Raw genomic sequence first — 24,282 nt, forward strand, 5'->3', positions numbered from 1 at the left:
GACCGATCGAACCTGCGACAAAGCTCACGCGTCAAGCCAGACCTTCTCGAAATGCTGCTCGAGCGACTGGTGTTGCTCGCAGCCATGCACGCCCTTGCGATAGGTGCGATAGACCGAGCGCCAGTAGGGCTGGATGATGACGCCGGAATCGCGCAAATTCTGTTCGATCTTGGCCATGAGCTCTTTGCGGGCGCCGGGGTCGGGCATCGCCAGCGCCTTGTCGAGCAGACTGTCGAATTCCGGATCGGCATAGGCGCTCTCGTTCCAGGCGGCGCCAGACTTATAAGCGAGCGCCAGCACCTGCACGCCCAGCGGCCGGCCGAGCCATTCCGTGCAGGAGAAGGGATATTTGCTCCAATCGTTCCAGAAGGTCGCGGCCGGCAGCACTGTGCGCTTGATCTTCAGCCCTGCCTCGCGCATCTGCGCGGCGATGGCGTCGCCGGTGCTCTTCTGCCAGTCGACGTCGACCGAGATGAGTTCGTATTCGTGGTCGGCCTTGCCGGCCTCGGCGAGCAGGGCCTTGGCTTGATCGGTGTTGCGGACGGCCGGGCCGATATCGGCATATTCGGGATGCATCGGCCCGACATGATGGTTCTCGGCAGGCTTGCCGCGGTTGTCCATGCCGATCTTCAGCACCGCGGCGTTGTCGACAGCCAGTTGTGCGGCGCGCCGCACCTTGATGTCGTCATAGGGCGGGTTGCCGATGTTGAAACGCGCGACGATGGTCGAGCCGGTGGCGATTTCCGAATTGCTCAGGCCCATGGAGTCGGTCTGCGCAACCGTGTCGGAGGCGGTTTCGTGGTCGGTGTCGACCTCGCCCGATTCGAATGCCGACAGCATGGCGTTGGGATCGGAGCCGTAGTCGACCCATTTGATGCCGTCGAGATAGAACTCGCCCTTCCACCATGGCTTGTCCTTGCGGCGGACTTCGGCGCCGACCTCGGCGTCCCATGCGACGAGTTCGCAAGGCCCGGTAGTGATCGCCAATGCCTTCAGCGGATCGCCGTCGCCTTCATAGCTGCGGTGCATGATCAGCGCCGGATAGTCGGCCATGCCGGCGATCAGCGAAATGTCGGGCTTAGGCAAATTGAGCCGGACGGTGAAATCGTCGACGCGCTCGATGCCGCCGTCGACGGCCTTCTTGGTATCGGCGTTGACCAGTGCGCCCATGCGCGCGGCGACCGAATTGCCGGCGACGGACGCATCGCACCAGCGCGTCAGATTGTGAATGACATCGTCGGCATTGAAGGTGTCGCCGTTCGACCAGGTGATGCCCTTGCGGACATGCAGCGTGATCACGCGGGCGTCGTCGCTGGTCTCCCAGCTCTCGAGCAGCCAGGGCTCGAAGGTGAAGTCGCGGCTCCAGCGCACCAGATATTCGTTGCACTGGCGGGCGACGTTGGACATCTCGACGCCGTCGAAGGTGCGCGGATCCTTCCAGCCCTTGACGTTCATGGCGACGCGCAGAACGCCGCCGCGCTTCGGCTCCTCGGCCCTGGCCGGCGACGGCGCAAGCCCGCCAAGCGCCAGCGCGCCGGCCGCACTGACGCCGAACGCGGCCATGGTGGCGAGATATTCGCGCCGGTTCATCTGGCCTTTCTTGAAGCCGTCGGCGACGGGCTCGGCCTGCGGATGCAATTTCCGGTCGGTCAGCATGAACTTCATCGTAAATCCTCCCTGTCGGGCCGGCGCATCGCGGATGCGGGCTCCTTACGTGGTGTGATGATAGGGCTGGCCTGACCGAAGCAGTGTTCGGGTTTCCGCAGTTGTTGTGCGCTGTTCCGCGACAGTGGAGCTTGGAGGACGCTCCGCGTCACTCCGGCCAGTCACCCCGCCCAGCGCGGCTATTGCCGCGATTATGCGCTCGAAGGCCTCGCCGGCGCGCGGCACGGTCTTGCGGGCGCGCAGGAAGCTGTGCACCAGGCGCGGTTCTTCGCGCCACCATGCCATGCCGCCGGCGGCAAGGATGCGGTCGCGATAGCCCTGGCCGTCCGACGACAGCGGGTCGCATTCGGCAGTGATGATGGCCGTCGGCGGCAGGCCGGAGAAGTCGCTATCGCCGAGCGGCGAAAATGTCGGGTCGTCCGGCGACTGCGCCGGGCCTGCGCGGACATGGCGATAGAATTCGACGTCGCGCAATGTCAGCAGTGGCGCCTCGGCGTGCTCGATATAGGAGCCGGTGCGCGCTTTGCCATCCAGCTCTGGGCCGTCTAGCTCGTCACCGCCGAGCTCGGGATAGATCAGCACCTGGCCGATCGCATGGCGAGGATGGCGGCGTGTCGCCTGTGCCACCGCAGCGGCCAGGTTGCCGCCGGCGCTTTCGCCGCAGAGCACGATGGGCAGTTCCGTCGTCGCCGCAGCCCATTCGAATACCGCCAGCGCATCGTCGAAAGCCGCCGGATGCAGATGCTCGGGCGCCAGCCGGTAATCGGCGGACAGCACGGCAAATCCGGTGCCGGCGCATATCTCGGCGCAGATGTCGTCATGGCTGTCGAGCCCGCCAAGGACGAAGCCGCCGCCGTGATAATAGACGACCGCTGCCTGCGGCGCCGTTCCCGCCAACTGGTAGCGCCGCACGGGGATCGCACGGTCGCCGACGCTGCTGTCGTTTGCCTTGACACGGGGCGGATATTGCTCGCGAAACGCCCGGCACATGGCATCATAGACCGCCCGCTGCCTGTCGATTGGCATGTAGACGATCTCGGGCGGATACCACTCGTTGACCCGGTCGATATGGGCCCACAGCTCCAAATCGAGCAGCGTTTGGTATTTTCCGCGCTCTCTCGTTTCGGGTCGATCGGCCTCGGTGATCATCGCTGCGCGATCCCGCTCAGAGCTCGCCGTAGAGCCGGGCAGCATTTTCATAGCTGAAGCGCAGCGGCACCGAGCCCTCGACCTGCCAGGCTTCGACCGTCTCGCCGGCCAGCAGCCGGCAGGCGCCGTCGGTGGTGGTGACGGCGCCGCCATAGAGCCGGTTGGCGAGATTGAGAATGGCCGTCTGGTGCATCGCCGTGCTGCCGCTGCCGCAGGCATCCTTGACCAAGAGCACGCGAAACCCGAGCGCCACCGCATCCTTGACGGTGGCGTCGATGCAGGCCTCGGTCCAGACGCCGGCAACGACCAGCCACTCGATGCCCTCGGCCTTCAGCCGCTGGGCGGCAGGCCCTGCGCGGAAGGCGCTGGCGTCGGTCTTGACCAGCATCGTCTCGCCCGGCGCCGGGCCCACTTCCGCGCAGATTGCAGTCAGCGGATCGTCCTTGTCGGAAAACGCCGACTTGCCGTTGGCCTCGACCGGGTGGAACGGCCGCGCCGTGGCGAGATCGACGATATAGGCCCAGTGGTAAAGGGGCACATTGTTGGCCCGCGCCGCCTCCTGCAGCCGCTGGACGTTGGCGAGGATGTCGCCATAGCCTTCGACCAGATAGCGCTTGTCCCGCCGATGCTCCTCCTGGAGATCGATGAACACCGCCGCCACCTTGCCGCGCTTGATCGAGATCGGGCTTTTCATGCGGATACGCCTGCCTTCCCGGCCAACGCTGTTCCTTTCCGTGGGCTACCGCAAGCCGTGGAGATTGGCTGACTCCTAGCCAGCTTCGTCATCCCAGGGCGAAGCAGGAGCGAAGCTCCGTCGCGGAGACCCTGGGATCCATGCCGTGACCTTAGCCGAAGAGTGCAGCGGAGCAGAATTCTGCACGGCAGCAGCGCTCTGAAGTCACGGCATGGATCCTGGGGTCTGCGCCGCGTCGCTGCGCTCCTTGCTCCGCCCCAGGATGACGAAGCGAACGGTGTTTCCGACAGTCGCCAAAGTACGAGCGTCAAACCTGCTTCTCCAGGAAATCGTCCTCATAGGGAAAGCGCGACAGGAGCTCGGTGCCGGTCTCGGTGATCAGGATCTCGTCCTCCAGCTTGACGCCCTCGCGGCCGCCCTTCTCGCCTATATAGCTTTCGACGCTGACCACCATGCCGGGCACGATGACACCGTCGCGGCCATAGGTTTCATAATCCATGGCATGTGCGATGAACGGCGTCTCGCCATGCATGCCGACGCCGTGCATGACCGAGGTATAGCGCTGGTCGACGAAGCGGTCCGGGATCTTCCAGGCCTTTTCGGCAATCTCGCGAAACGCCATGCCGGGTCTGACGATCGAGATATTGTGCTGAACCTGGTCGTGCGCCATGCGGTAGAGCGATTTCTGGTAATCCGTCGGCTTGCCCGGGCCGCAACGGAAGGTGCGCGAAAAGTCCGAATAGTAGCCGTAGCAGCCGATCGTGTCGGTATCGAGCGCCAAGAGTTCGCCCGGCCTGATCTTGCGGCCGCTCGCCTCGTTGAACCACGGATTGGTGCGCTGGCCCGAGGTCAGCAGCCGGGTTTCGATGAACTCGCCGCCTTGCCGGATCACCTCACCATACATGATGGCGAACAGCTCGTTTTCGGAAACGCCGGGCTTGATCGCCTCGCGCACCGCATAGACCGCAGCCTCGGCGCCAGCCATCGACACCTGCAGGCATTTTACTTCCTCAGGCGTCTTAACCGCGCGCACCGCCAAAACCTCGCCCTGGCAATCGCGGACGTCGCAGCCGCGCTTTTCCAGCGCCAGTGCCTGCAGATGGCTGCAGCGGTCGAGCCCGAGTTTCATCGAGCCGCCGCCATGCGCCTTGAGCAATTCGGCGATCTCATCGGCGAACGGGCCGGCGGTTTCGTCGTCACGGCCCGACACTGAAGACCAGACCAGCTTGGACGGCCGCGCCTCGTCGATCGTGTCGAGCACCATCGAGACATGGTAGCTCTGCGGATATTCGAACAACACGATCGGCCCTTCTGTCGGGATGAAGAAGTAGCGGGTCGAGTTGCGCAGGAAATAGCCGAACATGTTGCGGGAGCCGGTGGCGTAGCGCTGGTTGTAGGGGTCGAACAAAACCACGCCGCCATAGCCGGCCTCGCGCATCCAGGCGCGCAGCCTGGCCAGCCGGCCCTTGCGCAGCGCGTCGGCGTCGATGAAGGACGGCTCGGTATCCGACAACCACATGCCGCCGGCCGGATCGGCCGCAGCCGGATGGCGCATGCGGTCCTTGAAGTCGACATCCTCGGTGCTGTCGGGGTCAAAAACGACGATGCTCATGGGTGCCTCCTGGAAGGCCCTGAACATAGCGGCGCGGCGCCAAGAGCTTATGCGGAATCCCGCAGATGTCGTGCTGAATGCCGCAGGAGCTTGTCGGCAGCCTCGGTGATTAGCCGTAAGCCACCACACTTTCGTCATCCCAGGGCGGAGCAGGAGCGAAGCGACGTCGCGGAGACCCTGGGATCCATGCCGTTACATCAGCCGAGGAATGCAGCGGCTCAGAAGGGGCGCTTGTATCCGCAACGGCGCCAGCTACCCTTCCACCATGGATCGGCTATGCCTACATGACTGCAAGCCAGAAGCGCGGCCCGATCTGCATCGGTGCCACCAATGATCTTGGCCTCCGCATCATCCCAGGCTCGGCCCATCGGTGCGAAGAAGAACTCGGTTCTGGTCCCGCTGGAGCACTGCCGCGAGGGAACGGCATGGATCCCAGGGTCTGCGCCGCGTCGCTTCGCTCCTTGCTCCGCCCTGGGATGACGAAGCGGAAGGGTGGTTCGGCTAATCTCCGAGGTTTGCGCCTTGCAGACGCCCCTAATGCCGCCGCAACACCTTCGGCGCGTGGCCGTGCTCCTCCCGGAACGCCCGGGCAAAGCTCGACATCGAAGCAAAGCCACAGGCCAGCGCGACGTCGCGCACCATCAGCGTCGAATGCGCCAGGAGGTCGGCGGCGCGCTTCAACCGCAGGCGGCGGTAATAGCCGTTGGGCGAGATGCTGAGTTCGGAGCGGAAATTGCGTTCGAGCTTGTCGGAGGAGACACCAAGCCGCCCCGCCAGTTCCGCCATGCCGAGCCGCTCCTCCACCGCATCCTCCATGATGGCGATGGCCGACAGCACCAATTCGTTCTGCACGCCGGTGCGTAGGCGCAGCGGCATCAGCTTGCGGTCGACGCTGGAGCGCAGCGGGCTGTGCACGAACCATTCGGCGACGCCGGCGGCAAGTTCGGCGCCATAATCGCTGGTGATGATCTCCAGCATCATGTCGAGGCTGCCGACGCCACCGGCCGAAGTGAAGCGCTTGCGGTCGATGACATAGAGATCGCGCCTCAGCTCGATATCCGGAAACGCTTCGATGAAAGCCGCCTGGCTGGTCCAGTGCAAGGTGCAGGCATGACCGTCGAGCAGGCCCGCGCGGGCGAGAAAGAACGCCGCGTCAGCCACCGCACCGATATGGGCGCCGCCGCGCAGGCTCTTGCGGATCCAGCTCACGGCATCTTGCGCGACGAGATGATCGGCATCGCCGCCCGAGCAGACGACGACGCGATCGACCTTCGGCGCGTCATGGGCGGCAAAGCCGGGCTGGATGACGACGCCGTTCGAGGCCTCCACCGGACCTTCGGTGGCGCCGACGATGATCCAGCGATAGCAGTCCCGCTTGGCCAGCACGTTGGCGGCGCGCAGCGGCTCGATCACCGAGCTGAACGCCATCATCGGAAAGCCGGGGAAGACCAGGATGGCGAAGGTGAGCGGGGTGTCGTTTGCCGTCGGTTGGTTGCGTTGTCGGTTGTTCATGGTGTGCATTACAATTCTGCCAGATGCCACTTAGTCAATTACATTGCGGGACGGATGGCACCGCCCCTCATTGCCCTGCCGGGCATTTCTCCCCGTATAGTGACGGGGAGAAAGGGGCCGTCGCGACCTCGGCGCTAGTTCTGCTGCGCAGAAGACTTGCGAAACCACAGGCAAAGGCGTCCCTCTCCCCGTCGCTATACGGGGAGAGGATGCCGGCAGGCAGGTGAGGGGCGGCGCCGACATTGGCAATTGTCCGTCTCAGCACGAGTCCTCCGACACGACTGCTCCCCCTCAACTCGCCAACGCCTGATCCAGATCCGCGATCAGATCGTCGCCGTCCTCGATCCCGGCCGACAACCGCACCAGCGAATCGGATATCCCGATCTCGGCGCGTTTTTTCGCCGGGATCGAGCCGTGCGTCATCAGTGCCGGGTGCTCGATCAGGCTTTCGACGCCGCCGAGGCTTTCGGCCAGCGTGAACAGCTGCGTGTGTTCGAGGAAGCGTTTGGTGCCGGCGAGGTCGCGGTCGAGCTCGACCGTGATCATGCCGCCGAAGGCGTGCATCTGCCGCCTGGCGATGGCGTGCTGCGGGTGGCTGGGCAGGCCGGGATAGATAACACGGCGGATGTCGGGGCGGCTTTCCAGCCAGTGCGCAATCTTCTGGCCGTTCGACGAATGACGCTCCATCCTCAGCGCCAGCGTCTTCAGTCCGCGCAGCGCCAGGAAACTGTCGAACGGCCCTGAAATGGCGCCGATGGCGTTCTGCAGGAATTTTAGCCGCTCAGTGAGATCCTTATTGTCGCCGACCACGGCGACGCCGCCGACCATGTCGGAATGGCCGTTGAGGTATTTCGTCGTCGAGTGAACAACGATATCGATGCCGAGCTCCAGCGGCCGCTGCAGATAGGGGCTGCAAAAAGTGTTGTCGGCCACCGACATCACGCCCTTCCGTCTGGCCAGTGCGGCGACGCCTTCGAGATCGACGACGCGCAGCAGCGGATTGGTCGGCGTCTCGACCCAAAGCAGCTTGGTCTCCGGGCGGATCGCCGCCTCGACCGCGGCAAGATCGGTGAAGTCGACGAAGTCGACCTGGAGGTTGGCCGAGCGCTTGCGCACCCGTTCCAGCAATCGGAACGTGCCGCCATAGATGTCGTCGGTGGCGACGATATGCGCGCCTGAATCGAGCAGTTCGAAAATGGTTGCGATCGCTGCCAGCCCCGAAGCGAAGGCGAAGGCGGCTGCGCCGCTTTCGAGGTCGGCCACCGCGCGCTCGAAGGCGAAGCGGGTCGGGTTCTGGCTGCGGGCATATTCAAAACCCTTGTGCACGCCCGGGCTCTGCTGGCCGTAGGTCGAGGTGGCATAGATCGGTACCATCACCGCGCCCGTCGTCGGGTCGTGGCTCTGGCCGCCATGGATGGTGCGGGTCGAGAAGGCGAGGCGGTTTTTGCCCGATACGGTGGCTTTGACGGTCATCGGGCGCGCCTCAGATGGTTGATCAGGTCGATGCGGGTTATCAGGCCAATAAATTCGTCGCCATCGAAGACGATGGCAACCTCGTTGCGGTCGAACACCGGCAGCAGCGCGTCCAGCGTCTGGCTGGCCTGCAGCGTGTGCAGGTTAGAGGTCATGGCCGTCCTGACCGGGGCCTTGAAGCGGTCCCAGCGGCTGTCATAGGGGCCTTCGACCTTGGCGAGGATATCGCTTTCGTCGATGATGCCGACGAGCTTGCCGTCGTCCAGCACCGGCAGTTGCGAGACATCCGAGCGGCGCATGCGGCCATAGGCGTTGAGCAGGCTTTCGTCGGGGCCGACCGACACGACATCGCCGGTGCGAAGCGTGCGCATGACCAGGTCGCGCAGATCGCCATGCTGCTCCTGCTCGGCCAGGCCCTGCTCGACCAGCCAGAAATCGTCGAAGACTTTCGACAGGTACTTGTTGCCGCTGTCGCAGACGAAGGTAACGACGCGCTTCGGCACGGTCTGCTCGCGGCAATAGCGGAGTGCCGCCGAAAGCAGCGTGCCGGACGACGAGCCGGCGAGAATGCCTTCCTTGGAAAGCAGGTCGCGTACCGCAAGCATGCTCTGCTTGTCGGGAATGGAATAGGCCTTCCTGACCAGCGACAGATCGGCATTGGGCGGCACGAAATCCTCGCCGATGCCTTCGACGGTCCAGCTTCCGGCCTCTACCATCTTGCCGGTCTTGATCAGCGGCGCCAGCACCGAGCCGACCGGATCGGCCAAAATCATCTCGGTCTTCGGCGAGACTTTCGCAAAGTAGCGGCCGAGCCCGGTCAGCGTGCCGCCGGAGCCGACGCCGACGACCACCGCATCGACATCGCCTCCGAGCTGTTGAAAGATTTCCGGCCCGGTCGTGGTTTCGTGGGCGTGCGGATTGGCCGGGTTGGCAAACTGGTTGGCATAGAAGGCGCCGGGCAGCTCGGCGGCGATCTTTTCGGCCATGTCCTGGTAATATTCGGCGTGGCCCTTGCCGACGTCGGAACGCGTCATGCGCACTTCCGCGCCGAGCGCGCGCAGATGCTGGATTTTTTCGCGCGACATCTTGTCGGGCACGACGAGGATGATGCGGTAGCCCTTCGGGATACCGACCTGGGCGAGGCCAAGACCGGTATTGCCGGCGGTCGCCTCGACGATGGTGCCGCCGGGCTTCAGTCTGCCCTGTTTTTCGGCGGCGGCAATCATCGACAGCGCGATGCGGTCCTTGATCGAGCCGCCGGGATTCTGGCTTTCGAGCTTGATGAACAGCCGGCACTTGCCGATGTCGAATTTGGTCAGCTCGACGACCGGCGTCTGCCCGATCAGGTCGAGAACCGAGGCATAGGGCGGGCGCAGGCGGGACGATGCATCGTCCGGTGCCACGATCTTGTGCTTGCTCATGTCAGATGCTCCGTTGCCAGAATGAGCAACCGCCCTGGAAGACGGCAACCTACCGTCTTTTCCAGCCGTTTGCAGTTGGAAAGAAGATAGATCGTGCCAATCCGGCCGCCAGCAGGGGAATGGAATTTCGCAAAAGCTTCGCCGGCCTCCAGGCAGGGCAAAAGATTTGCAGAACCTGTTTAGGGCTCAGGCGATCGCCGCCTGGGCTTCCATCTCGATCAGAAAATCCGGATTGCCGAGGCCAGCGACGCGCAGCACCTTGATGATCGGCGGCGCGCCACGGTTTGCCCAGAAGGCCATCCAGGCGCCGAAGGCCGGCCCTATGTCCAGGTCGCCGGCGATATAGACCGAGAGGCTGATGAGGTCTTCAGGCTTTGCCCTACCGGCTTCGAGCACCTTTGCCAGGTTGGAAAGCGCCTGAGCGGTCTGTGCAGCGAGATCGTCCCTGGCGACGATCCGCCCTTGCGCGTCGACGCCATTCTGGCCGCCGACCAGCACGATGCGCGCGGATGCCGGTAGCGACACGCCTTGCGAATAGGCCGGATTGCTGTGCATGCCCTCGGGGTTCAGCCTTTCGATGGTCACCGCGCTTTTCCTCCTCTTCAGCAAAAATTATCCCGCGGCCGCCCGGCCGCCCATAGGGATCGCGCGGCACAGAACGGCAATCGTGCGGCCGTTTCAACGCACCATCTCGTTCGTTGCCGCCGCCGATTCAGCCATGCTACCCGGCGCTGGGCGAACAGCAATGCAAGGAACGGCCGATGAAGATTCTTGCCTATGACAATTTCAGGCCCGGCGTCACGCTCGACGACCTGCGGCCTTATCTGCGCGACGAAGTGTCGAACGTCTGGCGGCTCTGGAAGGCGGGGATCGTGCGCGAGAATTATGCGCGCGGCGATATTGGCGGCGTCATCATCGTCTTCGAGCTCGACAGCGTTGCGGAAGCGCGGCGCTACACCGAGGACTTCCCGCTGTCCAAGGCCGGGCTGCTGGAATGGCACTTCATCGCCTTCGACGCGCCATTGCCGCTGGAATTCCTGTTCGACCCGACCGTCGACATCGCCAAGCCGTGGGACCGGACTGCAGCATGATCCGGTCGAGCGACGGGATCGAAATCCCGGCCAGCCTGGCTGAGTGGTGCGATCCGCGCCGTACCGCGCTGGTGGTCTACGACATGCAGATCGGCATCTGCCGCCAGGTGGCCGGCGCCGCCACCATCATCGAGCGCACCGGCACGGTGCTGGAAGCGGCGCGCGTGGCCGGAATGCGGGTGGCGTTCACGCGCCATCTGTCGCTGCCGCGCAAATGGATGGGCGCGACGCAGCTGCGCACCGCCATGGCCTGGCAGCGGCGCGACAGCCCCGACATGGTTGAGCCGTGGTTCCCGCGCGACGCCGAAGCGACGCGGATCGTGCCCGAGCTGGAACCCCGCGCGGACGAGGCGGTGTTCGACAAGCTCACGATGTCGGCCTTCGATTCCACCGCGCTCGGCTTTGCCTTGCGCGATTGCGGCGTGCGCACGATAGCGCTCGCAGGCATTGCCATGGAGATCGGCATCGAGCCGACCGTTCGCCAGGCGACCGACAATGGCTTTGTCGCCATGGTAATCGAGGATGCCTGTGGCTTCGGCAACCGCGAAGCGCGCGACCGCTCGACGGCGACGCTGCGCTTCCTCGGCGAAGCCGTTGTCACCGATGTCGCAAGCTTCTGCAGCGCGCTTGCCGGTGCGGGTTGAGGACAATCGGCTTGCCAGAGCGATCCACCGTTTCACGGAAACGCCGAACCGCTCCATCGCTTTGTCTTCACGCAATACGCAATTGCGGACGGAAAACCGCTTCGCGCTTTCCCGGAATTGATCTAGGTGGTGGCTGCGCTGTCGGTACGAAAACGCACACCTTCGGCGCGGCCATGCACGCTGCCCCAGTCGTAGAGCGCCTGGAGCGCGGCGGCGAGATCTTCACCGCGCCCGGTCAAGGCGTAGCGTCCCTTGCCGTCCGGCGACGTCTCGAGCGTGACGAAGCCGATCTCGACAAGCTCGGCCAGGCGTTGCGTCAGCATCTTGTCGGAGAGCGAGGGGATCAGCCGGCGCAGTTCGGAATAGCGCATCGGCTGTTCCTTGATGCGCGCCAGGATCACTGTCTTCCATTTGCCGCCGAGCGCGTCGAGCGCGAACTCGACCGGGCAGCCGTAGAGTCTTCCGCGTTGGGTCATGCGCCATGGTAGGCAAGGCACGGTGGCGACGGAAGCAGAATTTGCCCGGTCATCTGGCCAGGGTCGCGGCCTGCTGTCTGGCCGGCTATAAAATTCATGGAGGAGAACGGAGATGAGCGTACGCGACGCCAATCCGGTCAACGCGAAACAGCCGAAACGGGTGGCGATCGTCATCGCCAACCCGGCTGTCTCGACCACCAGAGGCTGGCCGGTCGGCTTTTGGTGGAGCGAGCTCACGCATCCCTGGTTCGCCTTCACCGAGCGAGGTTATGCGGTCGAGATCTTTTCACCCAACGGCGGCGGTGTTGCATCCGGAATTGCGTCAAGACAAAGAGATTCTCATCCGAGCCATCGCTTGCTGAGCCGTGCGCACTGTACGCGAATATCGGGAATGGCGTCGATTTCGAAGAAAGTGCCGCGCGTCAGTGGCCCGACGGCGAGGATCTTGGCCGATACAGTGCCGTCGCTGGCGATGACCTCGCAGTTGGCGGTTACATCGAGGCCGAGCCGCAGCGGATCCGGCCTTGCCAGCCCACGGTCGACCAGCGACCGTACCACGCTGTTCGAGGTGGTCGAGATGTCCCTGGCTATGCCTGTGCAATCATAGATGCGCACGACGTCGAACCTTTCGAGCTGCTGCGTGTGACGCGACTGGACCTGGACGCTGAAGCCGTCGCCGGCGGCGATGTCAACGACGCGCCCGGCGACAAGGCGGATGCGGCCCGCTTGCACCGCCTCGGCAACGCGGGCGTAGACTTCAGGCGCCATGCGATGGCGGTGGATGTCCCACCACGCCTTGGTGTGTTCGACGAAGCGGCGCTTGGCCGAGGACGGCCAGTTCTGCCAGATCTTCTGGTTGAAGGGTCTCAGACCGTCGACCACGTCGCGCCAGTCGATGCCGGCCTTCTGGTTTTCCCGGATCAGGTCGCGGAACCAGCCGACGAAATAGGAAAGCTGGGTGCCGAGCGGAATGTCGGCGACGTCGAGCTTGATCGGATTGCCCTTGCGATGCGGTGACGGCAGCAGGCCGCGCCGCGACACCGCGACGATCGCGCCGCGATGACCGCGCTGCTCGAGCGACAGGAAGGCATCGACCATGCTCAGACCGGTGCCCAGCACCAGGACTGGGGCTTCGGGGTCGAGCGCGGTGTCGGCCTCCGAGCCCATCCTGATCGCGTGGCCCTGACCGGCGCCCGGCTCCTCGTCATGGCCGGTGGCGAGCACGGCAAGGTGCGCAACCACGCTGGTGCCGTTGGCCAGCGCCACTTCGACGCCTGACGCGGTCGGCGAGATCGACAGGCTCTCCTCGCGGATCAGGCGTAGCCGGCCCGTCTGCTGCTCACGCGCCTCGAGCTCGTCGAGCAGCTCCTTGAGATAGCGGGCGTAGACGCTGCGCGGCGCGTAGACCGGCGCCTGCTCTGGCGTCGCCAGGCCGCGTCCAAGCAGCCAGCGCGAGAAATTGCCGGGATCGTCCGCATAAGCGCTCATGCCGGCCGCGCTGACATTCAGCACATGCGCCGACAGCAGCGTTGAATAGGCCATGCCTTGCCCGAAATGCGGGCGTTTTTCGATCAGGCTGACGCGGAGATCGGGATTGGGCGACTTCAGCAGATGCGCGGCAAGCACGACGCCGCTGGCGCCGCCACCGACAATGATGATGGAACTTGGCGTAGCGCGCCCGGTCATGCGCACACCAGCTGTCCTGGCGATCGTCGCCGGCTCAAGGGAGCGTGGTTCAGGCCTGCACTTTCAACGCCGCCGAAAGGTCCTCGTCGCCGGCGATGTCGCGCATCTCGGCGAGGCTGCGCTGGTCCAGCACCTCGGCGATGGCCTGCCGGACCTCCAGCATCAGATGTCGGACTTGGCATGTCGCCTCGTTGCAATCTTCGCAGCGCTGATACTGGGTGCGGCTGGCGCAGGGAATGGGGGCAAGCGGCCCGTCGAGCACGCGCACGACGTGGCCGACCTTGATCTCGTCCGCCGGGCGTGCCAGCCGGTAGCCGCCCTCCTTGCCCTTGCGGCTCTGGACGAAACCGGCATTGCGCAATTCGCCAAGAATGGCATCGAGGAACTTCTTCGGAATATTGTTTCCTGTGGCGATGTCGTTGACGAAGGCGAGCTGTCCAACCGGCAGGCGCGCCAGATGGACGAGCGCCTTGAGGCCGTATTTACCTTTTTTCGTGAGCATAACCCGAACGTTTCTCTGTCATGCGATGGCGCATGGCCACCGGTTGCGAAACGCCTGGCGTGCCTCCCCGCCGCGTCCAAGCTGTCACTACAGATAAATTCTAGTGACATGATATACAAGCCGAGAAACGTTGATTTTGCTTCGTTTTCAAGCCGCAATGGCCATTTTGGCCGGGGCTTGTGCCCTCGGGGGCACAGAAGCCGCCGCCAATGGCACACCGCCAAACTGGCCGGGGACAGAAATGTCCCGACCGGCGAGAATGCCGACAGCAGCTTCTGCCCCTGAATTTGAAGGCCAAAGCATGCCGCGCGCCGCAACAAGGAGGGTGGCGTCGTTCATCGTCCTCTCCAATCCTTCATGTCGATAAGGATACTAGACTTAACGGCGAACACAGGGAACTTGTTTCCAATTTCTTGCCTATCCACAGCATGGGGTTGCCGGTGCAGGGGCGAAAACGGGAAATTGTTGTTGAGCGTGGGAACGTGAAAGAGGTTCCGGGGCACTGACGATGGTTCTTACCCAGGCCATCGCAGAAGCGTGCGAATGGGCAACCGCCATAGCCAGATGACTTTTTCTAACAAGACCGAATCGATTGGAAGGATTTAACTCTACAAGAACGATAGAGTTAGGTGACTATGAAACGCAATCCGGGTTTTTCTCGTTTCCAAGGAGCCTTTCATGTCCACCATTTCGCGACGTATCGTTCTCTTGTCCTCGGCGGCCTTGGCTGGTGCCGCCTTTCTCGGCCCAGCCGATGCGCAGGACCTCAAGATCACTATCGGCTACCAGACGGTCGTCGAACCCTCGAAGGTGCCGCAGGCCGACGGCGCCTATGAGAGCGCGACCAAGGCAGCAATCGACTGGCGGAAATTCGATTCCGGCGCCGACGTGATCGCCGCCATCGCTTCCGGTTCGGTCGACATCGGTTATGTCGGCTCGAGCCCGCTGGCGGCGGCGGCGAGCCGCGAGCTTCCCATCCAGACAATCTTCATTGTCGGGCTGATCGGCGAATCCGAGGCCCTTGTCGCCCGCAGCGGCGCCGGCATCGAGAAGGTCGCCGACCTTGCCGGCAAGAAGGTGGCGGTGCCCTTCGTCTCGACGACGCATTACAGCCTGCTTGCGGCGCTGAAGCATGAGGGTGTCGACCCGAAGTCGGTCGATATTCTCAATCTGCGTCCACCGGAGATCGCGGCGGCATGGGCGCGCGGCGACATCGACGCCGCCTATGTCTGGGATCCGGCACTCGGCCAGATCAAGACGACGGGCAAGGTCGTGCTGGATTCCTCCCAAGTCGCCGCCTGGGGCGCGCCGACCTTCGACGCCTGGATCGTGCGAACCGACTTCGCTGAAAGGAACCCGGAAGCGGTGCGCGACTTCGTCAAAGTGACGGGCGCTGCCTATGCCGACTTCCTGGCCAAGCCGGACCAATGGTCGGTGTCCTCGTCACAAGCGGCCAAGATCGCCAGGATCACCGGGGCCAAGCTCGAAGACGTGCCGCAACTGCTGAGGGGCTATGTCTTCCCGACGCTCGAGGAGCAGGCCTCGGACAAGTTCCTCGGTGGCGGCACGGTCAAGGCGGTCGAGGCGACATCGGCCTTCCTCAAGGAGCAGGGCAAGATTGACGCCGTGTTGCCGGATTATTCGAAATACGTGTCGTCGAAATATGTCGGCGAGGCGCTGGCCTCGAATTAGCGGCTGCTCAATGCGCGCTTCCTCCCTTCCCTGACGCGCGCGTTGCCTGCCCCGGAGCCGCTGACGAGGAACGACTTCGGGGCAGGCAGATTCAGAATATCGGCGACCCCACATGACGCATCTCGTGCTCGACCAAGTCTCGATTCATTATGACGGCCAGCCGGCGCCGGCCGTAGAACGCGTGTCGATTGACATCGCCAAGGATGACTTCGTTGTCCTGGTCGGCCGCTCCGGCTGCGGCAAGACCTCGTTGCTCAATGTCGCTGCGGGCCTGGTCGAGCCTGTGCGCGGACGCGCCACGATTGGCGGCAGGCCGATCTCGGCGCCAGGCTCGGACCGCGCCGTCGTGTTCCAGAACGACGCGCTGTTTCCGTGGCTGACCGCGCGGGAAAATGTCGCCTTTGCTCTCAGGCTGCGCGGTGTCGGGCCAAGTGAACGGGCGCGGCGCGCCGACGACCTTCTGGCGCTGGTGACGCTCGACGGCGCCGGCGACAAGCGCATCTGGGAGCTTTCCGGCGGCATGCGCCAGCGCGTCGGCCTGGCCCGGGCGCTGGCGGCCGAGCCGCAATTCCTGCTGCTCGACGAACCGCTGGGCGCACTCGATGCGCTGACACGCGAACGCATGCAGACAACGCTGCTCGATCTGTGGACGGCAAGCCAGGTCGGCGTGCTGATGGTCACGCACAGCATCGAGGAAGCGCTGGTGCTGGCAACCCGTATCATTGTGCTCGCTCCGGGGCCGGGGCGGGTGGTGCGGAGTTTCGAGGCCGGCTTCAGCCGGCGCTATGCAGCCGGCGAGGCCATTCGCAGCATCAAGGCCGATCCCGCCTTCGCCGCGGCGCGCGGCGAGCTGACCGATGCGATCTTCGAAGGGGAGGCAGCATGACCGTTACCTCCTATACCGAGCGGCCGCAGCGCTCCAAGGTCGACGATGGAGCCGACGCGCTGTCGGTGCCATGGTCGCGGCCGCGGCCGAGACGCAGCCGCGTTTCGGCCCGCGTGGTTAGCGCGATCACCATTCTGATGGTGCTGGCAGTGTGGACGGTATCGGCCCGCCTGCAACTGGTGTGGCCGGTTTTCCTGCCGTCGCCTGTGGCAGTCTGGAACAAATTTGTCGTCGTCGCCCGTGACGGCTTTGTCGACGCGACGCTGCTCCAGCATATTGCCGCCAGCCTGTGGCGCGTGTTTGCGGCGTTGATCGTCGCCCTTGTCCTCGGCGTTCCCATCGGGCTGGCGATCGGCGTCAGCACGATCGGGCGGGGCATCTTCGATCCGCTGCTCGAATTCCTGCGGCCGATCCCGCCGCTCGCCTATCTGCCACTGATCATTATCTGGTTCGGCATTGGCGAGCCGTCCAAGATCCTGGTGATTGCCATCGCCATGCTGGCGCCGGTCGCGCTGTCGACGGCATCGGGTGTTCGCGGCGTCTCGCAGGAACGCATCAATGCAGCGCGCTCGCTTGGCGCCACGCAGCGCCAAGTGATCAGGCACGTTATCCTGCCCAGCGCGCTGCCCTCGATCCTGACCGGTCTGCGCATCGCGCTTGGCGCCGGCTGGTCGACGCTGGTTGCCGCCGAGCTGGTGGCAGCGACGCGCGGGCTCGGATTCATGATCCAGTCCGCTGCCCAGTTCCTCGTCACCGACGTGGTGGTGATGGGCATACTGGTGATCGCGGCCATTGCCTTCGTGCTTGAATTCATCATCCGCAGGATCGAGCGGGTGCTCGTCCCGTGGGCAGGGCGGGAGTGACCGACAATGCCCCATTCCATCGCTGTATTGTTTGCGCATTTCGGCCATTGGCTCCGCCTGATCAAGGCCGGAGACAAACTGCTGCCTGGGGACGAACGCAAAACGCCGACGCCGGTGCAGCTGGACGCGGAGCGCAACCGCCTGCCGCCGCGCGACGAAAGTTTCTACTGGGGCTGGCAATACTGGTCGCGGTGACCGACCGCCACGGTCCGCTGTGCGCTGCTCTGGAGGGAACTTGACGATGAACGCCTGCTCAAACGCGTGAACGGTTCGCCCAAGCCAAGCCGACCAGGCCGACCAGCACCGTCACGATGCCGACATAGAGCCATTGCGACTGGCCGGTCATGAAGCTGCCCCCGATGAAGCCGATGCCTTGCAACGTCCACAGCATGCCGATGGCGAGCACAATCAAGGCCAGCAGATTTTTGATCAATCTCATTTCTAAAACTCCGTTCCAAGTCGATCATCAGCCCGGCTCCGGCCGGAATGGAACAGCGAAAAGAAGCCGCTCGAATACACCAACTTCTACTTAGATGCTAACCTCTGATCTTGCGCAAGACATGCGGAGATCGGCGCAAATATCATCAAGGAAGCTGCGCTGCGCTGCGGAAAGTCTCTGACAAATTGTTTCGCGCCGACTCCAAACGTGTAACATTGCCATGGAACCGACAGATCATTGCCGCATTTGCTGCCTCATTCGTCCCTAACCGCTGCGGGTCTGTCAACGGAGCCAGTCCCCAACACATGAACAAAAGCAACCAGACCGCGCTTGTCGCGGCCACGATCGCGGCTGGCCTGATGGTCGGCGCATCGACTGCCAGCGCCGCCGCGCAGTGTGGCCGTGCCTCCTGGTATTCACTGCATTCCAGAACCGCTTCCGGCGAGCGCATGAACCCGTCGGCGCTGACCGCCGCGCACCGCAGCCTGCCGTTCGGCACCAAGCTGAAGGTGACCAACCGCAACAATGGCCGCAGCGTCGTCGTGCGCATCAATGACCGCGGCCCGTTTATCAGGGGCCGCATGCTCGATCTGTCGAAGGGCGCCGCCAGCCAGCTTGGCTTCATCAGCTCGGGCCATACCGCTGTCTGCATGGCACGGGTCTAACTGCTCGGCCCGTCGCCGCGGCCGGACACCTCGTCCAACGATCGTCCCAATAGCCTTCGCAGATGCACATTGAGCCGGCTGTTGCCGTTCTAGGCGGATTCTCAACGCCTTGGACGAAAGAACGAGCATAAATCACGCAAGTTGACGTATTGCATCGCAGCAGATTGTTGCTAACTTCCCGCAAGGCATTCAAGGCTCGGCGCTGCTCGTCGGCCCTTCGATCGCAGTCGGCAGCGGGGTTCTCGATGTTCTACCAGCTCTACGAACTGAACCACGCCGCCTTGCAGCCGGCGCGCCTCTATGCCGATGCGGTGCGCCTGTTCTACTCCAATCCGCTCAATCCGGTCTCACACACGTCCTGGGGCCGCTCGGTTGCGGCAACGGCCGAACTGTTCGAGCGCACGACGCGCCGCTACGGCAAGCCGCAATTCGGCCTGACCAAGACCGTGGTCGACTGGAAAAACGTCGAGGTCAGCGAACGCACCGTCTGGTCGCGGCCATTCTGCAACCTGGTTCACTTCGAGCGCGCAGTTCCGGCCGGGCGCCGGCCCGATCCGAAGCTGTTGATCGTCGCGCCGATGTCGGGCCACTACGCGACGCTGCTGCGCGGCACGGTGGAGGCGATGCTGCCCTATGCCGACGTGCATATCACCGACTGGGTCGACGCGCGCATGGTGCCGCTGGCCGACGGCAGCTTCGATCTCGACGACTATATCGACTACATCGTCGACATGCTGCATGCGCTAGGCCCCGACACCCATGTGATGGCGGTGTGCCAGCCTTCGGTGCCGGTGCTGGCGGCGGTGGCACTGATGGAAGCCAAGGGTGATCCGTTCGTGCCCTCGACGATGACGCTGATGGGCGGCCCGATCGACACCCGCCGCAGCCCGACGGCGGTCAATCTACTGGCCCAGGAAAAGGGCATCGACTGGTTCCGCGACAACGTCATCATGCGCGCGCCCTGGCCGGTGCCGGGCTTCGGCCGCGAGGTCTATCCCGGCTTCCTGCAGCTTTCGGGGTTCATGAGCATGAACCTCGACCGCCACATCATCGCCCACAAGGACTTCTTCATGCATCTGGTGAAGCATGACGGCGACAATGCCGAGAAGCACCGCGAGTTCTACGACGAATATCTGGCGGTGATGGATCTGACGGCGGAATTCTACCTGCAGACCGTCGACACCGTGTTTGTCCGCCAGGCCTTGCCCAAGGGCACGATGACGCACCGCGGCGTGGCGGTCGACCCTTTGGCGATCAGCAATGTCGCCCTGTTCACGGTCGAGGGCGAGAACGACGACATCTCCGGCCTCGGCCAGACCAAGGCCGCGCACGACCTTTGCATCAACATCCCGGCCGACAGGCACGCCCATTACATGCAGCCGGCGGTCGGCCATTATGGTGTGTTCAACGGCTCGCGCTTCCGCTCCGAAATCGTGCCGCGCATCGTCGATTTCATTACCAGCTACGGCCGTCAGAACCGGGTTGCGGTGAAGCCCAAGCTGGTGAGGACCGGCAAGAAATAGGCGACCAGTGATGATGCCCGCCAATCCGCATCAGGTCGGTCAATGCCAAGATCATCGGTTGGCGGCCGTGCGGCCGGTCAACCTGTTGCACAATAGTCGCGTTGGCGCCACGCGGGTAACCATGCCGCAAAAATCAATCCATCCTCATAATTGACACGGACTGTAAATACCCCTTAACGTTTCGTTAATAACAAGGGACAAGCGGGGACAATGATTTCCTCACCAATGGCGAGAACGCTGCGCCTGTGCGCGCTGGCTGGACTTACTGTGGCGGCAGGTTGGGCCAGTTCGGCCTCGGCAGCCAGCCCGATGATAACAGGTGGCCCGACCTCGCAGCCGATCGGCCATTATGATTTCTGCAAGAGCTACGCGTCCGAATGCTCGATCCGCCCGAAGGATCTGTCGCCCGCCAGCCTGACCGGCTCGCTGTGGCGCAAGCTGCTCAGCGTCACGACAAAGGTCAACGCCGCCGTCAAGCCGGAGAGCGACTTCGACATCTACGGCAAGGACGAGGTCTGGGCCTATCCCGACAAGGGCGTCGGCGATTGCGAGGACTATGTCCTGGAAAAGCGCCGTGAGCTGAACCGGCTGGGCGTCTCGTTTGCCGATCTGCTGATGACCGTCGTCCGCAAGCCGGATGGCGAAGGCCACGCTGTGCTGACGGTGCGCACCGACAAGGGCGACTACATCCTCGACAATCTGACCGACCAGGTCCGTTCCTGGGACCAGACCGGCTATCGTTTCCTCAAGCGGCAGGCGATCGACAATACCGGCCGCTGGGTCTCGATCCGCGGCGGCCAGCAGGTTCTGGTCGGCTCGGTCCAGTAACAAAGCAACTCATTTCGGCCGGTTCAGCGCGGCGCGGATCGACGCAATGATGCGGCGAAGCTCCACTTCGTCGAGCTTTTCGATGTTGTCGGCCAGGAGATTCGCAAGTTCGGTCGCCGCCGGACTAAGGCCCGACGTGTCGAGCTTGACACGCGGATGCGAGGTTTCGGCCAATCGCGCCAGTTCCTCGGCGTCGTCCCAAATGATGTTGAAATAGCCGATGATCTTCTGGATCAGCGTCCAGCTCGGCGCACCGCGGCGGCCGTGCTCCAGCGCCGAGAGATAGGCTGCGCTGACGCCGATCGCCTTGGCCATGTCCTTCTGGCTGACGCCGCGCTCGTTTCGCAGCACCCTGAGCCTTTCGCCGAACGGAGTCACAAGCACATCCTCATGGGCACATCCTCATGAGCGCGCACGCCGCAAGCGGACATAGAGCGCGCCCGAGCCGCCATGGTTGCGGGCGGCATGGTCGTGGCTGGAGACGAGGGGCCGGAAGGCGGGTGTCGACAGCCATGACGGCACGGCGCGCCGCAAGACGCCATCGCCGCCCGACGAGGAACCCTTGCCGGTGATCACCAGGACATAGCGGATGCCGCCGGCATGCGCCCGGCGCAGGAAGGAAAACAGCAGCGAATAGGCTTCGTCCTGGGTCAGGCCATGCAGGTCGACACGGCCCTCGATCGGCAGCCGGCCCTTCGACAGCTTGTCCAGCGTCGGTTCGTCGAGTGCGTGGGAAACATGCTGCGCCTTCGGCTTTGCGGCCGTGGCAGGATTGCCCGCGACCTGTGCCGGCGGCGGCTGCCTGGTTTGGTCGATCTCCGGCCCAATGTCAGGAATGTCGACGGCGATTTTGCCCTTCAGCGGCTTTGCCGTGCGCGCCACCAGGTTCCACAGCACCCGGTCGTCCTCGCTCAGCCTGTCGATGCGCCGGGTCATCGGCCTGCTCCTGAAACCAGCGACCGGGGGATCAGCGCATAAAAATCGGCGGCGTTGCGGATAACGCCGGCGATCTCGCCGGCCGCATCGCCCGACCCGGCAAACAGATCACCGCGGGCCGGCCCGGTGATCGCCGAGCCGGTGTCCTGCGCGATCATCAGCCGCCGGAACGGTTTTCCGTCGAAGGCGGTCAGCGACGGCGCATCGATATGGAAGGGCGTGCCGAAAGTGTGCAGCAGCCGGTCGACGGCGATCGAGCGGCCGGGTGTCAGCGGTACCTTGGCGGCAGCGATCGGGCCGAGCTCTGGGTCGTCGACGCCCATCTCGCGGAAGAAGATATAGGAGCGGTTGCGCCAAAGGATCTCGTCGACGCGCTCCGGATGCGCCTTGAACCAGGCACGGATCGACTGCATCGTCACTTTCTCCAGCGGGATCTCGCCTTCGTCGCTCAGGATCGTGCCCGGTCCGGTAAAGCGCTGGCCGGATTTGGCGGCGTAGGTGATGCGGCGAAGCCTGCCGTCGGTCATGTTGAGCCGTGCCGCGCCCTGCACGTGGATGAAGAAGGCATCGACCTTGTCGGCGAGCCAGGCGATTTCCAGCCCTTTTCCGGCAAGCACGCCGCGTTCGATCTCGCCGCGGTCGAAATATTCGACCGGGCCGTTCGGCGCCGCACGAGCGAAGGCGACATAAGGATCCAAGCCGAAAGGACGATTGCCGTCGTCGATGTCGACAAGGTCGGCCGGGCGCGACAGCAACGGCACCGAAAATCGTTGCGTGCGCACGGGCGAGGCTTCGACCTCCGGTTCATAAAAGCCGGTGACCAGGCCGGGACCACCATCTTCGGCATCGATACGAGCCGGAACGAAATGGCGCTCGAAAAAGCTTCGGGCCTCCAACCGATTCGCCGGCGAAACGGTACGCGCTTCGGTATAGGCATCGGCAAAGCCATTGTAATCGACGCCGAGTGCGCCGGAGCGGTAGGGTTTGGTCAGGATATGAAAGGCCGAGCGGCGAAAGGCGTCAAAGGCAGGGAGATGGTCGTCCTCGCCCCAGCCCGGCAATTCGCCAAAGGATTTTTCGCTGAAGGCTCTAGAGAGCGACACGACAGCCCCCGCCGCCGTCCAGTTCAGTCTTCTTCTTCGGTGGCGACGAGCTTCCAGTTCGGATCGCGCGAGCGCGCGTCGCGGGCGAAGGTCCAGACGTCCTTGACCTCGGCGACGGTCTCCGGATCGCCGTCGATGACGGCGCCGGCCTTGTCGCGGGTCGCCGAGATCAGTTCGCTGACGATGCGCAGCGTGATGTGCGCCTCGCTGCCCTTCATTTCGGCCGAAACGATGTCGGCCTTGTCGATGCCGACGAAGGAGGACTGGATCTTCTCGGCTTTCGCCTCACGGTCGCCGATGGCCGCGACGAAGCCGTCATAGACCTCGCGCGACAAAAGGTTCTTCAAGGTTTTGCGGTCGCCATCGGCGTAGGCCATGACGATCATCTCATAAGCCATCTTGGCGCCGTCGACGAAGGTCTTCGGGTCGAAGGTCGGATCATTGTCCTTGATCGCCCGCAGACCCCGGTTGAGATCGGTGTCGGGCTTGGCAAAGGCATCGATCGCCACATAGGTGTCGGCCGCCGGCTCTCCCGCCAGCCGCTTGCGCGGCAGCGAAACCACGTTCTCGGGTTTCTGGGCGGCATCCTTGTCGTTCTTGCGCGCTGCCGTATATGGATCGAAGGGCGGGCGCTCGTTGCCCGTGCGTCGGCCAAGCACGTTGCGCAGCTGAAAGAAGATCACCACCGCCGCAATCAGAAAGAAAATCGTGCCGAAGTCGAAGAAGCCCATATCTTGCGCCAATCAATCCCTGCTTTGGCCGGACCGCGGCCAAGCAAGGGCCGCGATCACATAGCGTTCAGTATCCAAAGCATATAGAACGCATGGCGCAATCATTCAAATCAAAGGCAGCCATACCTATCTAACAGCTCTGGTGCCAGCGGCGATTGCTCGCCGGCCGGCAAAACATCGAAACGATCGGTCAAGATTTGCGTATCTCGCTGCTTCCCCTGTTCATTCTCGCGCTTCCGCTGCTGGAGATAGCCGGTTTCGTCATTGTCGGCCGCCAGGTCGGCGCGCTGGCGACGGTCGGGCTGGTGCTGGCCTCAAGCGTCGCCGGCGCCCTGCTGCTGCGGCACCAGGGTTTTGGCGTCATGGCCAGGGTGCGTGCCGAAATGGATGCCGGGCGTGACCCGAGCGGCCAGCTTGCGCATGGCGCCATGATCGTGCTGGCCGCGATCCTTTTGATCATCCCCGGCTTCATCTCGGATATTTTCGGCATTCTGCTGTTCCTGCCGCCAGTGCGCGATCTTGCCTGGCGGATGCTGAAAGGCCGCATCGTGCTGGCAACCGATTTCAGCAGTGGTTTGCGGGCAAGGCAACGCGGCAAGACCATCGATCTCGACGACGGCGACTATTCGCGCGCCGACGACCATACGCGCGGACCGGATTCTCCCTGGCGCCGCCTCAAGGACGAGTAGCC

26 protein-coding genes and 1 pseudogene are annotated in these 24,282 nt (G+C 63.8%); 10 read left to right on the forward strand and 17 right to left on the reverse strand.

The genetic code is table 11. The annotated features are described in order from the left end of the window. Positions 1-24 precede the first annotated feature (24 nt). From NKH70_RS02570 to NKH70_RS02605, 8 genes and pseudogenes are all read right to left on the reverse strand, one after another. Positions 25-1,665 (reverse strand): ABC transporter substrate-binding protein, encoded by a 1,641-nt coding sequence (locus NKH70_RS02570; RefSeq protein WP_352977021.1) that lies wholly within the window; start codon positions 1,663-1,665, stop codon positions 25-27. Between the two features lie 148 nt (positions 1,666-1,813). Next, positions 1,814-2,814, reverse strand: a pseudogene (locus tag NKH70_RS02575) (alpha/beta hydrolase). Between the two features lie 16 nt (positions 2,815-2,830). Next, on the reverse strand, positions 2,831-3,508 hold the full coding sequence (locus NKH70_RS02580) for an isochorismatase family protein (RefSeq protein WP_352913134.1): 678 nt from the start codon (positions 3,506-3,508) through the stop codon (positions 2,831-2,833). A gap of 307 nt (positions 3,509-3,815) precedes the next feature. Then, a complete protein-coding gene (locus tag NKH70_RS02585; RefSeq protein WP_352466585.1) occupies positions 3,816-5,120 on the reverse strand; it encodes a M24 family metallopeptidase in 1,305 nt (434 codons plus the stop codon). 534 nt (positions 5,121-5,654) lie between these two features. Continuing rightward, complete coding sequence (locus tag NKH70_RS02590) at positions 5,655-6,632, reverse strand: GlxA family transcriptional regulator (RefSeq protein ID WP_352913190.1); 978 nt, start codon at positions 6,630-6,632, stop codon at positions 5,655-5,657. Positions 6,633-6,923: 291 nt separating this feature from the next. Then, entirely contained in the window at positions 6,924-8,105 is a 1,182-nt protein-coding gene (locus NKH70_RS02595) for a cystathionine gamma-synthase (protein ID WP_352913133.1), read from the reverse strand. Beyond that, on the reverse strand, positions 8,102-9,526 hold the full coding sequence (locus NKH70_RS02600; protein ID WP_352715942.1) for a pyridoxal-phosphate dependent enzyme: 1,425 nt from the start codon (positions 9,524-9,526) through the stop codon (positions 8,102-8,104). The genes NKH70_RS02595 and NKH70_RS02600 overlap by 4 nt, the downstream gene beginning before the upstream one ends. 186 nt (positions 9,527-9,712) lie before the next feature. Continuing rightward, complete coding sequence (locus tag NKH70_RS02605) at positions 9,713-10,111, reverse strand: RidA family protein (protein WP_352913131.1); 399 nt, start codon at positions 10,109-10,111, stop codon at positions 9,713-9,715. Between the two features lie 176 nt (positions 10,112-10,287). Here NKH70_RS02605 and NKH70_RS02610 point away from each other — a divergent pair, with 176 nt between their 5' ends. Together NKH70_RS02610 and NKH70_RS02615 are read left to right on the forward strand one after the other, a co-directional pair. Next, a complete protein-coding gene (locus tag NKH70_RS02610) occupies positions 10,288-10,617 on the forward strand; it encodes a hypothetical protein (protein ID WP_023675896.1) in 330 nt (109 codons plus the stop codon). Beyond that, positions 10,614-11,261, forward strand: coding sequence for a cysteine hydrolase family protein (locus tag NKH70_RS02615; protein WP_352977022.1), 648 nt, complete (start codon positions 10,614-10,616; stop codon positions 11,259-11,261). The genes NKH70_RS02610 and NKH70_RS02615 overlap by 4 nt, the downstream gene beginning before the upstream one ends. Before the next feature lie 122 nt (positions 11,262-11,383). On the opposite strand, the gene NKH70_RS02620 is transcribed toward NKH70_RS02615, so the two are convergent. From NKH70_RS02620 to NKH70_RS02635, 4 genes are all read right to left on the reverse strand, one after another. Continuing rightward, positions 11,384-11,737, reverse strand: a complete 354-nt coding sequence (locus NKH70_RS02620) for a winged helix-turn-helix transcriptional regulator (RefSeq protein ID WP_352869700.1) — start codon at positions 11,735-11,737, stop codon at positions 11,384-11,386. 339 nt (positions 11,738-12,076) lie between these two features. Continuing rightward, complete coding sequence (locus NKH70_RS02625; RefSeq protein WP_352913126.1) at positions 12,077-13,423, reverse strand: FAD/NAD(P)-binding protein; 1,347 nt, start codon at positions 13,421-13,423, stop codon at positions 12,077-12,079. Between the two features lie 49 nt (positions 13,424-13,472). After that, on the reverse strand, positions 13,473-13,925 hold the full coding sequence (locus NKH70_RS02630; protein ID WP_352665233.1) for an RrF2 family transcriptional regulator: 453 nt from the start codon (positions 13,923-13,925) through the stop codon (positions 13,473-13,475). A gap of 147 nt (positions 13,926-14,072) precedes the next feature. Continuing rightward, a complete protein-coding gene (locus tag NKH70_RS02635; RefSeq protein ID WP_352913124.1) occupies positions 14,073-14,264 on the reverse strand; it encodes a hypothetical protein in 192 nt (63 codons plus the stop codon). A 339-nt stretch (positions 14,265-14,603) separates the two neighbouring features. Between NKH70_RS02635 and tauA the strand changes: the two genes are divergently transcribed. The 4 genes from tauA (at position 14,604) to NKH70_RS02655 (ending at position 17,561) form a co-directional block, all read left to right on the forward strand. Next, positions 14,604-15,617 carry a taurine ABC transporter substrate-binding protein gene (gene tauA, locus NKH70_RS02640; protein WP_352913122.1) on the forward strand — a complete coding sequence of 338 codons (1,014 nt, stop codon included), beginning with the start codon at positions 14,604-14,606 and terminating at the stop codon, positions 15,615-15,617. Positions 15,618-15,729: 112 nt separating this feature from the next. Then, entirely contained in the window at positions 15,730-16,503 is a 774-nt protein-coding gene (locus NKH70_RS02645; RefSeq protein ID WP_353024797.1) for a taurine ABC transporter ATP-binding protein, read from the forward strand. Continuing rightward, the gene (locus tag NKH70_RS02650) at positions 16,500-17,366 is read left to right on the forward strand and encodes an ABC transporter permease subunit (RefSeq protein ID WP_353024798.1); all 867 of its coding nucleotides are present in this window, start codon (positions 16,500-16,502) and stop codon (positions 17,364-17,366) included. The genes NKH70_RS02645 and NKH70_RS02650 overlap by 4 nt, the downstream gene beginning before the upstream one ends. Before the next feature lie 6 nt (positions 17,367-17,372). Further along, the gene (locus NKH70_RS02655) at positions 17,373-17,561 is read left to right on the forward strand and encodes a hypothetical protein (RefSeq protein WP_352715916.1); all 189 of its coding nucleotides are present in this window, start codon (positions 17,373-17,375) and stop codon (positions 17,559-17,561) included. A 58-nt stretch (positions 17,562-17,619) separates the two neighbouring features. Here NKH70_RS02655 and NKH70_RS02660 read toward each other — a convergent pair whose 3' ends face one another. Beyond that, positions 17,620-17,805 carry a hypothetical protein gene (locus NKH70_RS02660; protein WP_352715913.1) on the reverse strand — a complete coding sequence of 62 codons (186 nt, stop codon included), beginning with the start codon at positions 17,803-17,805 and terminating at the stop codon, positions 17,620-17,622. A gap of 305 nt (positions 17,806-18,110) precedes the next feature. Here NKH70_RS02660 and NKH70_RS02665 point away from each other — a divergent pair, with 305 nt between their 5' ends. The 3 genes from NKH70_RS02665 to NKH70_RS02675 all read left to right on the forward strand — a co-directional run bounded on the left by NKH70_RS02665 (position 18,111) and on the right by NKH70_RS02675 (position 20,821). Next, positions 18,111-18,470: a septal ring lytic transglycosylase RlpA family protein gene (locus tag NKH70_RS02665; RefSeq protein WP_352529976.1), complete on the forward strand. Its 360-nt coding sequence runs from the start codon at positions 18,111-18,113 to the stop codon at positions 18,468-18,470. A gap of 245 nt (positions 18,471-18,715) precedes the next feature. Then, entirely contained in the window at positions 18,716-19,993 is a 1,278-nt protein-coding gene (locus tag NKH70_RS02670) for a polyhydroxyalkanoate depolymerase (protein ID WP_352913116.1), read from the forward strand. Between the two features lie 210 nt (positions 19,994-20,203). Further along, entirely contained in the window at positions 20,204-20,821 is a 618-nt protein-coding gene (locus NKH70_RS02675) for a transglutaminase-like cysteine peptidase (RefSeq protein WP_292659644.1), read from the forward strand. A 9-nt stretch (positions 20,822-20,830) separates the two neighbouring features. Here NKH70_RS02675 and NKH70_RS02680 read toward each other — a convergent pair whose 3' ends face one another. The 4 genes from NKH70_RS02680 to NKH70_RS02695 are packed head-to-tail and all read right to left on the reverse strand — an operon-like array spanning position 20,831 to position 23,591. Beyond that, positions 20,831-21,199, reverse strand: coding sequence for a helix-turn-helix domain-containing protein (locus NKH70_RS02680; protein ID WP_292659646.1), 369 nt, complete (start codon positions 21,197-21,199; stop codon positions 20,831-20,833). Positions 21,200-21,223: 24 nt separating this feature from the next. Further along, the gene (locus NKH70_RS02685) at positions 21,224-21,757 is read right to left on the reverse strand and encodes a Smr/MutS family protein (RefSeq protein WP_352466565.1); all 534 of its coding nucleotides are present in this window, start codon (positions 21,755-21,757) and stop codon (positions 21,224-21,226) included. Next, complete coding sequence (gene mltA, locus NKH70_RS02690; protein ID WP_352913114.1) at positions 21,754-22,860, reverse strand: murein transglycosylase A; 1,107 nt, start codon at positions 22,858-22,860, stop codon at positions 21,754-21,756. The genes NKH70_RS02685 and mltA overlap by 4 nt, the downstream gene beginning before the upstream one ends. A 23-nt stretch (positions 22,861-22,883) precedes the next feature. Continuing rightward, positions 22,884-23,591, reverse strand: coding sequence for a Tim44/TimA family putative adaptor protein (locus NKH70_RS02695; RefSeq protein ID WP_292659652.1), 708 nt, complete (start codon positions 23,589-23,591; stop codon positions 22,884-22,886). Positions 23,592-23,788: 197 nt separating this feature from the next. On the opposite strand from NKH70_RS02695, the gene NKH70_RS02700 reads away from it, so the two are divergent. Next, positions 23,789-24,280: an FxsA family protein gene (locus NKH70_RS02700; RefSeq protein WP_352913112.1), complete on the forward strand. Its 492-nt coding sequence runs from the start codon at positions 23,789-23,791 to the stop codon at positions 24,278-24,280. Positions 24,281-24,282: the final 2 nt, after the last annotated feature.

Origin of the sequence: Mesorhizobium sp. M0991 (assembly GCF_040318915.1) — a bacterium.
Classification (GTDB): Bacteria; Pseudomonadota; Alphaproteobacteria; order Rhizobiales; family Rhizobiaceae; genus Mesorhizobium.